This window comes from Streptomyces sp. NBC_00016 (genome assembly GCF_045040885.1).
Taxonomy (GTDB): domain Bacteria; phylum Actinomycetota; class Actinomycetes; order Streptomycetales; family Streptomycetaceae; genus Streptomyces; species Streptomyces coriariae.
In genome coordinates this window covers 7,790,835-7,804,765 of the sequence record NZ_CP108304.1, presented here as the reverse complement: position 1 = coordinate 7,804,765, position 13,931 = coordinate 7,790,835, and the positions used below count along the sequence as shown (strand labels likewise).

Genomic DNA, 13,931 nt, shown 5'->3' with positions numbered 1-13,931 from the left:
TGCGGAACACGTCACTCACATTCCGGCGATCAGCTTCTCCACCCGGTCGTCCACCGACCGGAACGGGTCCTTGCACAACACGGTGCGCTGTGCCTGGTCGTTGAGCTTCAGGTGCACCCAGTCCACCGTGAAGTCCCGGCGCTGTTCCTGTGCGCGACGGATGAAGTCGCCGCGCAACCGGGCCCTGGTGGTCTGCGGCGGCACCGACTTGCCCTCGAAGATCTTCAAGTCGTTGCAGATCCGGGCGGCTTGGCCCTTTCGCTCCAACAGGTAGTACAGACCACGACGACGGTGAATGTCGTGATAAGCGAGGTCTATCTGCGCCACCCGCGGATTCGACATGGTCATGTTGTGCTTGGCCCGGTACCGCTCGATGAGCTTGTACTTCATCACCCAGTCGATCTCGGTGCCGATCCGGTCGAGGTCCTCCGCCTCGATCGCGTCCAGCGTGCGGCCCCACAGCTCGAGGACCTGGTCGACGGTGCCGGTACGCACACCCCGGCGCTCGACGAAGTCCACGGCCTTCTCGTAGTACTCCCGCTGCACCTCCAGCGCGGAGGCCTCCCGGCCGCTGGCCAGCCGCACCTTGCGCCGGCCGGTGATGTCGTGACTGACCTCGCGGATCGCCCGGATCGGGTTCTCCAGCGTCAGATCCCGCATCACCGTGCCCGCCTCGATCATGCGCAGCACCAGGTCGGTCGCGCCGACCTTGAGCAGCATGGTCGTCTCGGACATGTTGGAGTCGCCGACGATGACATGCAGACGGCGGTAGCGCTCGGCGTCCGCGTGCGGCTCGTCGCGCGTGTTGATGATGGGCCGCGAGCGGGTCGTCGCGGAGGAGACGCCCTCCCAGATGTGCTCGGCCCGCTGACTGACGCAGTAGACCGCCCCACGGGGCGTCTGAAGCACCTTGCCCGCGCCGCACAGCAGCTGGCGGGTCACCAGGAACGGGATCAGGATGTCCGCGAGCCGGGAGAACTCCCCGTGCCGGGCCACCAGGTAGTTCTCGTGGCAACCATAAGAGTTGCCCGCCGAGTCCGTGTTGTTCTTGAAGAGGTAGACGTCGCCCGCGATTCCTTCCTCGTGCAGGCGTCGTTCCGCGTCCACCAGGAGTCCTTCGAGAATGCGCTCGCCGGCCTTGTCGTGGGTGACCAACTCGGTCACGTTGTCACATTCCGGTGTCGCGTATTCCGGATGCGATCCCACGTCGAGATAGAGGCGGGCGCCGTTTCGCAGAAAGACATTGCTGCTTCGGCCCCATGACACGACACGGCGGAAGAGGTACCGCGCCACCTCGTCGGGAGACAGCCGGCGCTGTCCCCTGAACGTACATGTGACGCCGTACTCGTTCTCCAGCCCGAAAATGCGGCGGTCCATGAGTGAACATTACGCCCGATCCCCTGAACTGAAACGGGGTTCGGCAGCACGGTTTGGATCATTTTCCGATGAAGCCGCAACCACCCCACTCACGGCGGGAACTGCAAGTACCCGCCCTGTGGCCAGCAAAACCACCAGCGATACGGCGCCCGCGACGGCCGGCACCGTGAATCCCCACAGCGCGCCGCCGGCCTCTACGACCGGACCCGCCAGGCCCGTTCCCACCGACGCGCCGACCGTGAACGTCGTCACCAGCCAGGAGAACGCCTCCGTCACCGTCCCGCGCGGCGCGTGCCGGTCCACGATGACGAACGCGCACGCGATGGCAGGCGCCAGGAACACGCCCGCGAGCGCCGTCAGCGCCACCATGGCCACCGCACCGGGCATCAGCGTCAGGGGCAGGTAACACACCGCCAGAAGCGCCACGAGCCACCGCAGTCGCCGCTCCGGCGGCCCGGCCCACCGACGCGCCCCGTACACCACACCACCGAGCAGCGCGCCGAGCCCCAGCGCCGCCATCAGCCAGCCGTAGACCGCGTCACCACCGTGGTCGTCCGCGTACGGCACGGACGCCACCGTGATGGAACCGAGCGCGACACCGATGAACAGGAACGCGCCGAGGAGCGCCAGCAGACCGGGCGACCGCAGCGCGCCCAGCCAGTGCGCCTCGCGCGGGGCCGACCGCCACGCGCGCGAGGGCGGCGACACGACCACCGACAGCGCGCCCAGCACCCCGACCGCGTTCAGCACCAGCAGGGCACCCTGCGCCGACCACACCGACACGCACAGGGTCACCAGCAGCGGCCCGACGGTGAACATCACCTCCTGCGCCACCGCGTCCATCGCGTACGCCGTGTGCACCTGGTCCTCGCGGCGCAGCACCGCCGGCCAGAGCGCCCGCAGACCGCCCTCCAGGGGCGGCGTGAAGAGTCCGGCGGCCGCGACCGACAGATACGCGAGCGGCAGCGGGTCCGCGCCCACGAAGGCGAAGACCGCCATGGCGAGGGCCGAGGCGAGCGCCGCGGGCAACTGGACCCGCGGCTGCCCGTGTTTGTCGACCAGTCTTCCCAGCAGCGGCTGCCCGACGGCGTTGGCGACGCCGTACACGGCCGCGAGCGCGCCCGCGAGGCTGTAGGTGCCGCCCTCCGCGCGCACGAACAGCACGATCGCGATGGCGGCCGTGGCGTTGGGCAGCCGGCCGACGAGTGTGCCGGTCAGCAGCCGGGCGGCGTGCTTCGCCCTGAGGATCTCCAGGTATCCCGCGGCCAATGTCCCGCCTCCGTCGGCTCGCCCGAGGCGGTGGATCACCTCGAAGTTTTACGTATAACGTCTCTTGTCATACGTACCATGTGCGCTGTTCGCCAGTCCAGACGAAGGAGCAGGCCCACGGTGGCACGAGGTAGCACGCGGCCGACGAGCCGTGACGTCGCCCAGGCCGCGGGGGTCTCCCAGGCCGCCGTCTCCCTCGTACTCGGCGACAAGTGGCGCGGCCGCGTCTCCGAGATCACCGCGGAACGCGTACGGGAGGCTGCCCGCGAGCTCGGCTACCGGCCCAACCTCGCCGCCCGCAACCTGCGCCTAGGCCGCACCCGCACGGTCCTGCTCGTCGTTCCCGCGCTCACGACGGAGTTCTTCGCCGGCGTCTACACCGGGGCGGCGCGCGTCGCGGCCGAGCACGGCTTCGGAGTGGTCCTCTACCCCTCCCCCGAGGGCGTCGGCCCCGCCCGCGACCCCTTCGCCTCCGCCCAGGCCGCCCTCGACGGCGTCCTCGCCTCCTCGATGGCCGCCGACGCGCTGACCGCCATCCGGGGCGACCAGCTCCCCCTGGTGATGCTGGACAGCGACCCCTCGGGAAGCCTGGGCGCCGCCACGGTCAACCTCGACATCGCCGACGGCGTCCGCCAGGTCGCCGACCATCTGCTGGGTCTCGGCCACCGCCACTTCCTGCACCTCGCGGCCGACATCCCGTCCTGGACCTTCGAGGTGCGCGCGCGTGAGCTCGCCGCCCGGGTCGGCGCGGCGGCGGGGACCTCGCTGCGCACCGCCCCCGCCCCGATCTCCATCGACGGCGCCCTGGCGGCCGCGGAGGCGGCACTGAGCGCTCCGGGGACCCGCCCCACGGCCGTGGTCTGCGACGACGACAAACTCGCGGCCGGCGTCTACAAGGCCCTACGGCGCCTCGGCCTGCGTGTCCCGGACGACGTGTCCGTCACCGGCCTGGACGATCTCGCCCTGGCCACCGCCCTCGACCCCGAGCTGACGACCGTACGACTGGACGCCGAGCTGTTCGGCGAACGAGGCATGCGAGCCCTCCTTGCCGTCCTGGAGGGCCGCACACCTGACGGCGGGGACATCCCCGTCGAACTGGTCGTACGGGCCTCCACGGCGCCGCCGAACGCCTCCTGAGACGCCCTGCGCCCCGGCCGAATCATCGACCGGGGCGCACAAGGGGTGAATCGCGGGCGGTGTCACTCCTCCTCGGAGCTCTCCGCCTCCGTGGTCGCGCCGTCCGTCTCCAGCAACCGGCCCAGCTGACGGCCCACGATCCGCTTGAACTTGCGCGACTGCGGCCGCGTGCGGTCCAGCACGGCCACCTCCAGGCGCTCGGCGGGAATCTCCCGCTCCGTGCCGTTGGTGTCACGCGACAGGGCCTGGACGGCCAGCTTCAGCGCCTCGGACAGATTCATGCCGTCCCGGTGACGCTGATCCAGGTAGCTGCTGATCTGCTCGGCGTTGCCCCCGACCGCCACCGAACCGTGCTCGTCCACGATCGAGCCGTCGTGCGGCAGGCGGTAGATCTGGTCCCCGTCCGGCGTGGCGCCTACCTCGGCCACCACCAGCTCCACCTCGTAGGGCTTCTCGCCCGCCGAGGAGAAGATCGTGCCCAGCGTCTGGGCGTACACGTTGGCCAGACCGCGGGCGGTGACGTCGTCACGGTCATAGGTGTAGCCACGGAGATCGGCGTACCGGACGCCACCGATCCGCAGGTTCTCGTACTCGTTGTACTTGCCGGCGGCCGCGAAGCCGATCCGGTCGTAGATCTCGCTGAACTTGTGCAGCGCGCGGGACGGATTCTCACCGACGAACACGATGCCGTCGGCGTACTGGATCACAACGAGGCTGCGGCCGCGCGCGATGCCCTTGCGGGCGTACTCGGCGCGGTCGGCCATCGCCTGCTGGGGTGAGACATAGAACGGCGTCGACACCGGTTATCCGTCCCTTTCTGTCGAAGTCACTGGATCACCTGGGATGAGAACGGGGCCGCCGCTACAGCAGGGCGGCGCGCGGGCCGTCCGGCTGCTCCAGGCGACGAGCCAGGATCGAGCGGGCGATCTCCGACGACTCCTCGTCGGTGAGCCGGCGGAAGCCGTCCTCGGTGATCACGGTGACGATGGGGTAGATCCGGCGCGCGACATCGGGACCACCGGTCGCCGAGTCGTCGTCCGCCGCGTCGTAGAGGGCCTGGACCACGAGAGTCGTGGCCTCGTCCTCCGTCAGGCTGTTGTGGAAGAGCTTCTTCATGGCCCCGCGCGCGAAGATCGAGCCGGAGCCGGTGGCGGCGTAGTTGTGCTCCTCGGAGCGGCCGCCCGTGACGTCGTAGGAGAAGATCCGGCCGCGGTCCCGGTCCACGTCGAACCCGGCGAAGAGGGGCACGACCGCCAGACCCTGCATGGCCATGCCCAGATTGGAACGGATCATGGTCGACAGGCGGTTCGCCTTGCCCTCGAGCGAGAGCTGCGCTCCTTCGACCTTCTCGAAGTGCTCCAGCTCCAGCTGGAACAGCTTCACCATCTCGACGGCCAGACCGGCGGTACCGGCGATTCCGACGGCCGAGTACTCATCAGCCGGGAAGACCTTCTCGATGTCCCGCTGCGCGATGACATTGCCCATCGTGGCGCGACGGTCACCGGCGAGCACGACACCACCGGGGAACGTCACGGCGACGATCGTCGTGCCGTGCGGCGCCTCGATCACACCCTGCGTCGGGGGCAGCTGCCGCTTGCCGGGCAGCAGCTCCGGCTGGTGATCGGAGAGAAAGTCCATGAAGGACGAGGACCCGGGCGTCAGGAAGGCAGCCGGTAGACGCCCGGTGCTACGAGTGTTGGCTTCCATGGAGTTCCTTCCAGGTAAGCGGCTGCCCGACGAACAGCGTCGGGATCGTCTCCCAACTTGCCGATGGCCGAATTGCAGTTGAAACACAGTACGCCTCGGACCCTACCCGTCTCGTGGCAGTGATCCACATGCGCGGCAGGAGCTTTCAGGCAGATCACGCAGAGACCCATCTGGGCGGCCACCATCGCGTCACGCTCGGCTTCCGTCATGCCGTACTGGCGCTTCAGGTGTCCACGACGCCCCTTGACTGCTTTGCATGCCTTGCAGCAGGTCGCAAGGCCGTCGGACGCTGTTGCGTTCCGGTGCCACTCACTGTGCGGCTTGATCTCCTCACAGCTGCGGCAGAACTTGTGTCCGTCGGGCGTCTCCACCCGCGGCCGCACGTTCCGGCCCTTCGCGAGTTGACGAGCCTGGTGATATGCCGCCCAGCACTCCCGGCAGTAGGCCTGCAACCCGTCCCGGGCCGCCTTGTTACTGGCGAAGGCTGCCCGTGGCTTCGACTCCCTACACCGCGAGCAGTCCTTCACAGTCTCTTCGCTTGCCAAGCCCAGAGCCCCCGTGGCCTTCAATTCGAAGGCTACTCGCCACCCTTCTGAACGAAACTTCGAACGAAGTCCTCGGCGTTCTCCTCGAGGACATCGTCGATCTCGTCGAGAACCGAGTCCACGTCGTCGCTCAGCTTCTCCTGGCGCTCCTTGAGGTCCTCCGAAGCCTGCGCCTCGGGCGCCTGCTCCTCGACCTCCTCCGTGGAGCGCGTCGCCTTCTGCTGGCCGCCGCCGGTGTCCTTGGTCGCCATAACCCTCACCCCGCTCTTTCGCCCGACATGGTCGACAGGTCGGCATTCCTGCCGATCGGTGATGATCAGACCCTACAAGCCGGGTCCGACATCGGCCCCGCAGTTGCCACAACGTACGGGGGCCACCTCGATGATTCCCTGACGGGAGGGTTTCCACCCCGTCGGGGAGGTTGCGTCCGGGTGGTCGTTCAGCCGCCCGAGAGCACCTTGACCAGGTCTTCTGCCGTGCGGCAGCGGTCCAGGAGCGCCTTGACGTGATTTCGCGTTCCGCGAAGTGGTTCGAGGGTTGGGACGCGCTGGAGCGAGTCCCGACCCGGCAGATCGAAGATCACCGAGTCCCAGGAGGCGGCGGCGACGTCGTCGGCGTACTGCTCCAGGCAGCGGCCGCGGAAGTACGCGCGGGTGTCCTCCGGGGGCTTCGTGATCGCCCGCTCGACCTCGGTCTCGTCCAGCAGGCGCTTCATGCGGCCACGGGCCGCGAGACGGTTGTAGAGGCCCTTGTCGGCCCGTACGTCGGCGTACTGGAGGTCGACGAGGTGGAGGCGGGCGGCGTCCCAGTCGAGGCTGTCACGGCGCCGGTAGCCCTCCATGAGCTCCCGCTTGGCGACCCAGTCCAGTTCGCCGGCGAGGCTCATCGGGTCGTTCTCCAGGCGGTTCAGGGTGTCCTCCCAGCGTGCGAGGACGTCCTTCGTCTGGTCGTCGGCGTCCGAGCCGTACCGCTCCTCCACGTACTTGCGCGACAGCTCGAAGTACTCCATCTGCAACTGGACCGCGGTGAGCGTGCGACCGCTGCGCAGAGTGACCAGTCGCTTCAGGGTCGGGTCGTGGGAGACCTGGTGCAGGGTCCGGACCGGCTGGTCGACCGCCAGGTCCACCGCGATGAAGCCGTCCTCGATCATCGACAGGACCAGGGCCGTCGTGCCCAGCTTCAGATAGGTCGAGATCTCGGAGAGGTTCGCGTCGCCGATGATCACATGGAGGCGGCGGTACTTCTCCGCGTCGGCGTGCGGCTCGTCGCGCGTGTTGATGATCGGGCGCTTCAGCGTCGTCTCCAGGCCGACCTCGACCTCGAAGTAGTCGGCGCGCTGACTGAGCTGGAAGCCGTGCTCGTGGCCGTCCTGGCCGATTCCCACGCGGCCTGCGCCGGTGACCACCTGGCGCGAGACGAAGAAGGGCGTCAGGTGGCGAACGATGTCCGAGAAGGCGGTCTCCCGCTTCATCAGGTAGTTCTCGTGCGTGCCGTAGGAGGCGCCCTTGTTGTCGGTGTTGTTCTTGTAGAGGTGGATGGGCTGCGCCCCGGGCAGCGCGGCGGCACGCTCGGCCGCCTCGGCCATGATCCGCTCGCCGGCCTTGTCCCAGAGGACGGCGTCGCGGGGATTGGTGACCTCGGGCGCGCTGTACTCGGGATGCGCGTGGTCGACGTAGAGGCGTGCTCCGTTGGTGAGGATGACGTTGGCGAGGCCGATGTCCTCGTCGGTGAGCTGGCTGGAGTCGGCGACCTCGCGGGCGAGGTCGAAACCACGCGCGTCCCGCAGCGGGTTCTCCTCCTCGAAGTCCCAGCGAGCCCGGCGGGCCCTGTGCATCGCCGCCGCGTAGGCGTTGACGATCTGGGACGAGGTGAGCATGGCATTGGCGTTGGGGTGGCCGGGGACGGAGATGCCGTACTCCGTCTCGATGCCCATTACTCGCCGTACGGTCATGCGGCCCTCCTTGCCCGGCGGCACCCTCGGTCGTGGGCGCCGCTCAGATACCGGTGGTGCTCCGGCGCGTGTGCGGTGCCCGTCCCCGCACTGCGCGACCCGGCGGTACGGAAGAGCCTAGAACGCCTCCGCGCTGGTGGGGAGATCATTTGCGTCATTGCCTTGCTCCAGCCGTGGCCCGGAAAGCAGTCGGCTGCGGGTACCCGTGGTGGGCACCCGCAGCCGCCCTGTGCTTACAGGTACTGTCCGGTGTTCGCCACCGTGTCGATGGAGCGCCCGGTGTCCGCGCCCTGCTTTCCGGTGATCAGGGTACGGATGTAAACGATCCGTTCGCCCTTCTTTCCGGAGATCCGGGCCCAGTCGTCGGGGTTGGTGGTGTTCGGCAGGTCCTCGTTCTCCTTGAACTCGTCCACGCACGCCTGGAGGAGGTGGGAGACCCGAAGGCCCTTCTGGTTGTGGTCGAGGAAGTCCTTGATGGCCATTTTCTTGGCACGGCCGACGATGTTCTCGATCATCGCGCCGGAGTTGAAGTCCTTGAAGTAGAGGACTTCCTTGTCGCCATTGGCGTAGGTGACTTCCAGGAAGCGGTTTTCCTCGGATTCGGCGTACATGTGTTCCACGGCCGTCTGGATCATGCTCTGGACGGTGGTGGTCCTGTCGCCGCCGTGTTCGCCCACGTCCTCGGCGTGCAGGGGAAGGCGTTCGGTGAGGTACTTCTGGAAGATGTCCTTCGCCGCTTCGGCGTCCGGACGCTCGATCTTGATCTTCACGTCGAGGCGGCCGGGGCGCAGGATCGCGGGGTCGATCATGTCCTCACGGTTGGAGGCACCGATGACGACCACGTTCTGCAGGCCCTCGACACCATCGATCTCCGCGAGAAGCTGCGGAACGATGGTGTTCTCCACGTCCGAGCTGACGCCGGAGCCTCGGGTGCGGAAGAGGGACTCCATCTCGTCGAAGAAGACGATGACGGGGGTGCCCTCGGAGGCCTTCTCCCTCGCACGCTGGAAGACGAGGCGGATCTGCCGCTCGGTCTCACCGACGTACTTGTTGAGGAGCTCGGGACCCTTGATGTTGAGGAAGAAGCTCTTGCCGGTGGCCTGACCGGTGACCTCGGCGACCTTCTTGGCCAGCGAGTTGGCGACGGCCTTGGCGATGAGCGTCTTACCGCATCCGGGAGGTCCGTAGAGCAGGACGCCCTTGGGCGGCCGCAGCTCGTGCTCCTTGAAGAGGTCGGGGTAGAGGTACGGGAGCTCGACGGCGTCACGGATCATCTCGATCTGTCCGCCGAGGCCACCGATCTGCTCGTAGCCGATGTCGGGAACCTCTTCGAGGACGAGTTCCTCGACCTCGCTCTTGGGAACGACCTCGTAGACGTAGCCGGAGCGGGGTTCGAGCAGGAGGGCGTCGCCGGGGCGGATGACGACGTCGAGGAGCGGCTCGGCGAGCCGGACCACTCGTTCCTCGTCGGTGTGCCCCTGCACGAGGGCGCGTACGCCGTCCTCGAGGATCTCCTTGAGGGTGACGATGTCGCCGACGCTCTCGTACTCCATGGCCTCGACCACGTTGAGCGCTTCGTTGAGCATCACTTCCTGGCCGCGCCGTAGCTCTTCGAGCTCGACGCTGGGGCTGACGTTCACCCGGAGTTTGCGGCCCCCGGTGAAGATGTCGGCCGTGCCGTCCTCGTTCGCCGTGAGGAAGACGCCGAAGCCGGCCGGCGGCTGGGCGAGCCGGTCGACTTCCTCCTTGAGGGCCACGATCTGGTCGCGGGCCTCACGGAGTGTGTTCGCGAGTCGCTCGTTCTGGGCGGACACGCCGGCCAGGTTTGTCTGTAGCTCGACGATCCGCTCTTCGAGAATCCTCGTGTGCCGCGGAGAGTCGGCGAGCTTGCGTCGCAGGACGGCGATCTCCTGCTCAAGGTAGGCAATCTGCCCGGACGGGTCGTCGGACCCTCGTCCCGGGCGGATGCCGCGGTTCATGTCGTCGTCGTGGGCTGCCACGGTCCTCACCTCCTCCAAGGGGAGCTGGACGCTTCCAGACCCTACCTGGGTGGGTGTCGATTGAAACCCCTAGATCACAAAGACTGTCGGGGTGTGTCCGATCTTCACCCTTGCGCTCTCCCTCACGCCAGGGGAATACCCACCGAACACGGTCCGGAAGCCGCCGAGGGTAGGGTCGAAGTGTTCAACACCCGTCAGAGCCTGCATGGTTCCCTTGCGGCTCGACAGTAAACGGCAGGAGATATGGGCGTGCAGCAGGAGGCCGGTGTCGGCAGCGAGGACCTGGAGGTCTGGATCGACCAGGATCTCTGTACCGGCGACGGGATCTGCGCCCAGTACGCGCCCGAGGTGTTCGAGCTGGACATCGACGGCCTGGCCTATGTCAAGGGCGCCGACGACGAGCTGCTCCAGGCCAAGGGGGCCACGACCCCGGTGCCGTTGCCGCTGTTGACGGACGTGGTGGACTCGGCGCGGGAGTGTCCGGGCGACTGCATTCATGTGCGACGCGTTTCGGACAGTGTCGAGATCTACGGTCCGGACGCGGAGTGACGTGACGGCCGCGCATGGTGACGCCTGTCTGATTTCTCACAGGGCGATGGCCCGGATCAGACGCTGTGGGCGCCCACGGGTGTCGAGCGGATGAACCTGTCGTCCTTCCACTGCCACTTGGCGCTGTCCTTCACGTCGGGGCAGCAACTGGGTACGTCGGCCGTGGAGTAGCCGAGGAGCGTGGCGAGGACGGCTCCGTCGGTGACGGAGAGGCTCGTGACGGTGTTGCGGGCCTTCGGGTCGACGAGGGTCGCGACCACGCGCGCGTGCGTGCTGTCCGCGCCCTGGGTGAGGACGTAGACGCCGTCGGGCGGGGTTCCCATCGGGGCGTCGCAGTGCACCACGGCAACGGTCTCCGGGGCGCCGTCGCCGTCGAGGTCGCCGCTGGCCTTCTTGACCACGAGGGCCTGCACGGGGCCGCATTCGAGGGGGAAGTCGACACCGGTGGTGGCGGGGGCCGCGGTGGTGACCGGGGCGGGCCTGGCTTCCGGGCCCGAGGCCTGGGCGGCTGTCGCGGGTTTGGGCTGCAGAAGTGAGGAGAGGGCGACGACGCCGGCGAGCGCGGCGGCGGTCGCGACCCAGTGGATCGGCCGGGTGTGGGTGTGTGCCAGTTCCGGGAGGGCGGATTGCTGCACTGGCAGTGTCTCCTGTGATGGCTGTGCCGGTGGGGCTGGGGGATTGGCCAGCATCGTGCCACACGTCACAGGGTGGGGGAACGGCGGGGTACGGGATGTCGGACGTGGATATCGGCCGCGTCGCCCCTCGGTGCCGAGCCGTGTCGACGGGTGCCGGACCGGGGTCCGGTCGACGCCAACGACAGGGCGCCGTGGCTGAGTTCCGGGTGGTCCGGGAACTCCGCCACGGCGCCCTGTCGTTGAACGCTGTGCTGGGGCGGCGTCAGCGGCCGCTGCCTCCGTCGGCATTGGGACCGGTGTAGTCCTCGCCGTAGGCACCCTTGGCCGGGCGGCGGCGGCGCATCGGCGGCTCGACGCCGTCGGCGAGGCGCCGGGCGGTGAGCAGGAAGCCGGTGTGGCCGATCATCCGGTGGTCCGGGCGGACCGCCAGGCCCTCCACGTGCCAGTTGCGGATCATCGACTCCCAGGAGGTCGGCTCGTTGAAGGAGCCGATCTCGCGGATGGACTCGACGGTGCGGGCGAGCTGGGTGGTCGTGGCCACGTAGCAGCACAGGATGCCGCCGGGCACGAGCGCCTTGGAGACGGCCTCCAGGCACTCCCAGGGGGCGAGCATGTCGAGGATGACGCGGTCGACCTCGGTGTCGGACAGGTTGTCCTGGAGGTCGCCGACGGTGAGCTGCCAGGCGGGGTGCGGGCCGCCGAAGTAGCGCTCCACGTTCTGCTGGGCGATCTCGGCGAAGTCCTCGCGGCGCTCGTAGCTGTGCAGCATGCCCTGGTCGCCGATGGCGCGCAGCAGGAAGCTGCTGAGCGAGCCGGAGCCGACGCCGGCTTCGACGACGCGGGCGCCGGGGAAGATGTCGGCGAAGGCGAGGATCTGCCCGGCGTCCTTCGGGTAGACGACGGCAGCCCCGCGGGGCATGGACAGGACGTAGTCGGGGAGCAGGGGGCGCAGCGCGAGGTAGGCGACGTTCCCGGTGGTGCGGACAACGCTGCCCTCGGGAGCACCGATCAGTTCGTCGTGCGGGAAGGAACCCTTGTGGGTGTGGAAGTTCTTCCCGGCCTCGAGCGTGAACGTGTAGTGGCGGCCCTTGGGGTCGGTCAGCTGAACCTGGTCCCCGACCTTGAAGGGCCCGCGCCTGCGGGCGGCACCGGTCGGTTCGGACATGTGAACAGCCTACCGGGGTTTGCCGGGGCCGCCGACCACGGGGACGGCCCGGCTAGGAGGGCCTGGCCATGGCCTTGACGAAGGCGCGCTCGACGTCGGCGGCGGACAGGACGCCGAAGATCTCGCCGGTCTCCTCGACCACGAGGTACTCGGTGGCGGGGGTCGCGCGCAGGACGTCGAGGAGGTCCTCGCCGGCCAGCTCGGCGGAGACGCGCATGCCGTCGGTGAGGTCCTGGGCGAGGCCGCTGACGGCGACCCAGGGGCGGCGGTGCTCGGGCACCCCGACGATGGCGGCCTCACGGACGAGGGAGAGAGGTTCGCCGTGGGCGTCGACGACGACGAGAGCGCGGGCGCCCGCGTCGTTGGCGCGGCGCAGGGCCTCGGAAAGGGGGGTGTGGGTCTCGACGGGGACGGCCCGCCGGGTGAGGGTGCGGGCGCGCAGCTCGGGAAGGTGTTCGCGCAGGCGGGCCATGCGCAGGCTGTTGCCGGCGCCGGTCCAGATGATCGCGGCGAGGATGGCCGCGAGGAGGGCGTCGGTGACGGTGTCCATGCCGACGCTGTCCTCGGCGCTGGAGCCGAGGGCGCCGGACTGGGTGAGCAGGGGAAGGCCGATGAGGACGGAGACGGCGAGGGCGCGGCCGACCCAGGCGGCGGCGATGGTGCCGTTCATGGGCTTGCCGGTGAGCTTCCAGACGACGGCGCGGAGCATGCGGCCGCCGTCGAGCGGGAGACCGGGCAGCAGGTTGAAGATCGCCACGATGAGGTTGGAGATCATCAGCCCGGCCAGCAGGACGCCCGGGACGGTGCCGGGCTCCACGGGTTGCATGGCGAGGTAGAACACGCCGGCGAGGACCAGGGAGAGCAGCGGGCCGACGAAGGCGAGCCAGAACTCCCGGCCGGGGGTCTCGGCCTCCTTCTCGATCTCGGAGACGCCGCCGAAGAACTGGAGCTGGATGCGGCGGACCGGGAGCTTGAAGCGGAGGGCCGCGATGGTGTGGGCGAGTTCGTGGATGAGCACGGAGGCGTAGAAGGCGACCGCGAAGAAGAGGGAGACGAGGTAGCGGAGGGCGCCGAGTTCGGGGAGTACGCGGTCGAGCTGGTTGCCGAACACCCACGTGATGAGGGCGGCGACGAGGAACCAGCTGGGCGCGACGTAGACGGGGACGCCGAAGGGGCGGCCCATGAGGAGGCCGCCGCGCGGCTGCTCCGGGGGGCGCTGGGGCGGAGGGCCCTTGGGGAGGGTCGGAACGGGGGCGGGGGCGAGAGGCGCCGTTTGCCCGGCCCCGGCCTCGGCCCCGGTGCGGGTCCTGGTCTCGGTCCCGGCCTCGGTCCTGGCCCCGGCCTCGAGTCCGGTCTCGGCCCCTGTCCCGGGACCGGTTCCTGTTCCGGTCTCGGCCCCTGTATGGGTTCCTGTTCCGCTCTCGGTTCCGGTCTCGGTCCCGCTCTCGGTCCCGGTCCCGGTTTCGCTCTTGCTGTCCCCGTGCGCTCCGGCCGTGTGGTGACGGTCGCCGGCTGCCGGGGGCTCCTGTGGAGCCTCTCCCGGGTCGGCCGTGGCTTCGGCGGGCGCGGCCTCGCTCGGCTCCGGTGCCTCGGACG

At 68.9% G+C, this 13,931-nt stretch carries 13 protein-coding genes; 2 read left to right on the top strand and 11 right to left on the bottom strand.

Annotated features, from left to right (window positions below; genetic code table 11):
• Positions 1 to 15: 15 nt before the first annotated feature.
• Both pafA and OG933_RS34515 read right to left on the bottom strand, forming a co-directional pair.
• Positions 16 to 1,377 (bottom strand): Pup--protein ligase, encoded by a 1,362-nt coding sequence (pafA, locus tag OG933_RS34520; RefSeq protein WP_020128329.1) that lies wholly within the window; start codon positions 1,375 to 1,377, stop codon positions 16 to 18.
• A gap of 9 nt (positions 1,378 to 1,386) precedes the next feature.
• Complete coding sequence (locus OG933_RS34515) at positions 1,387 to 2,646, bottom strand: MFS transporter (protein WP_405630768.1); 1,260 nt, start codon at positions 2,644 to 2,646, stop codon at positions 1,387 to 1,389.
• Positions 2,647 to 2,766: 120 nt separating this feature from the next.
• On the opposite strand from OG933_RS34515, the gene OG933_RS34510 reads away from it, so the two are divergent.
• Positions 2,767 to 3,783, top strand: coding sequence for a LacI family DNA-binding transcriptional regulator (locus OG933_RS34510; RefSeq protein ID WP_362534023.1), 1,017 nt, complete (start codon positions 2,767 to 2,769; stop codon positions 3,781 to 3,783).
• A 62-nt stretch (positions 3,784 to 3,845) separates the two neighbouring features.
• Here OG933_RS34510 and prcA read toward each other — a convergent pair whose 3' ends face one another.
• The 6 genes from prcA to arc form a co-directional block, all read right to left on the bottom strand.
• The gene (gene prcA / locus OG933_RS34505) at positions 3,846 to 4,583 is read right to left on the bottom strand and encodes a proteasome subunit alpha (RefSeq protein ID WP_054239395.1); all 738 of its coding nucleotides are present in this window, start codon (positions 4,581 to 4,583) and stop codon (positions 3,846 to 3,848) included.
• A 61-nt stretch (positions 4,584 to 4,644) separates the two neighbouring features.
• Complete coding sequence (prcB, locus tag OG933_RS34500; RefSeq protein WP_054239394.1) at positions 4,645 to 5,490, bottom strand: proteasome subunit beta; 846 nt, start codon at positions 5,488 to 5,490, stop codon at positions 4,645 to 4,647.
• Positions 5,442 to 6,035: an endonuclease VII domain-containing protein gene (locus tag OG933_RS34495; RefSeq protein ID WP_405630765.1), complete on the bottom strand. Its 594-nt coding sequence runs from the start codon at positions 6,033 to 6,035 to the stop codon at positions 5,442 to 5,444. Before OG933_RS34495 ends, prcB begins: the two co-directional genes overlap by 49 nt.
• Positions 6,036 to 6,067: 32 nt before the next feature.
• Positions 6,068 to 6,286 (bottom strand): ubiquitin-like protein Pup, encoded by a 219-nt coding sequence (locus OG933_RS34490; protein WP_020128324.1) that lies wholly within the window; start codon positions 6,284 to 6,286, stop codon positions 6,068 to 6,070.
• Between the two features lie 188 nt (positions 6,287 to 6,474).
• On the bottom strand, positions 6,475 to 7,986 hold the full coding sequence (gene dop, locus OG933_RS34485; RefSeq protein WP_171396251.1) for a depupylase/deamidase Dop: 1,512 nt from the start codon (positions 7,984 to 7,986) through the stop codon (positions 6,475 to 6,477).
• A gap of 233 nt (positions 7,987 to 8,219) precedes the next feature.
• Positions 8,220 to 9,986: a proteasome ATPase gene (arc, locus tag OG933_RS34480; protein ID WP_020665692.1), complete on the bottom strand. Its 1,767-nt coding sequence runs from the start codon at positions 9,984 to 9,986 to the stop codon at positions 8,220 to 8,222.
• Positions 9,987 to 10,229: 243 nt separating this feature from the next.
• On the opposite strand from arc, the gene OG933_RS34475 reads away from it, so the two are divergent.
• Positions 10,230 to 10,535, top strand: coding sequence for a ferredoxin (locus OG933_RS34475; protein WP_054239392.1), 306 nt, complete (start codon positions 10,230 to 10,232; stop codon positions 10,533 to 10,535).
• A 56-nt stretch (positions 10,536 to 10,591) separates the two neighbouring features.
• Here OG933_RS34475 and OG933_RS34470 read toward each other — a convergent pair whose 3' ends face one another.
• The 3 genes from OG933_RS34470 to OG933_RS34460 all read right to left on the bottom strand — a co-directional run bounded on the left by OG933_RS34470 (position 10,592) and on the right by OG933_RS34460 (position 13,518).
• Positions 10,592 to 11,170 carry a hypothetical protein gene (locus OG933_RS34470; protein WP_362534031.1) on the bottom strand — a complete coding sequence of 193 codons (579 nt, stop codon included), beginning with the start codon at positions 11,168 to 11,170 and terminating at the stop codon, positions 10,592 to 10,594.
• A 262-nt stretch (positions 11,171 to 11,432) separates the two neighbouring features.
• Positions 11,433 to 12,335 carry a tRNA (adenine-N1)-methyltransferase gene (locus OG933_RS34465; RefSeq protein WP_385269544.1) on the bottom strand — a complete coding sequence of 301 codons (903 nt, stop codon included), beginning with the start codon at positions 12,333 to 12,335 and terminating at the stop codon, positions 11,433 to 11,435.
• A 52-nt stretch (positions 12,336 to 12,387) separates the two neighbouring features.
• A complete protein-coding gene (locus tag OG933_RS34460; protein ID WP_020128317.1) occupies positions 12,388 to 13,518 on the bottom strand; it encodes a site-2 protease family protein in 1,131 nt (376 codons plus the stop codon).
• Positions 13,519 to 13,931: the final 413 nt, after the last annotated feature.

Bases quoted from the DNA above. Each gene is read 5' to 3' on its own strand.
- OG933_RS34465 (WP_385269544.1), bottom strand. From the start codon at position 12,335: ATGTCCGAACCGACCGGTGCCGCCCGCAGGCGCGGGCCCTTCAAGGTC.
- prcB (WP_054239394.1), bottom strand. From the start codon at position 5,490: ATGGAAGCCAACACTCGTAGCACCGGGCGTCTACCGGCTGCCTTCCTG.
- OG933_RS34490 (WP_020128324.1), bottom strand. From the start codon at position 6,286: ATGGCGACCAAGGACACCGGCGGCGGCCAGCAGAAGGCGACGCGCTCC.
- dop (WP_171396251.1), bottom strand. From the start codon at position 7,986: ATGACCGTACGGCGAGTAATGGGCATCGAGACGGAGTACGGCATCTCC.
- OG933_RS34475 (WP_054239392.1), top strand. From the start codon at position 10,230: ATGGGCGTGCAGCAGGAGGCCGGTGTCGGCAGCGAGGACCTGGAGGTC.
- OG933_RS34460 (WP_020128317.1), bottom strand. From the start codon at position 13,518: ATGGGCCGCCCCTTCGGCGTCCCCGTCTACGTCGCGCCCAGCTGGTTC.
- pafA (WP_020128329.1), bottom strand. From the start codon at position 1,377: ATGGACCGCCGCATTTTCGGGCTGGAGAACGAGTACGGCGTCACATGT.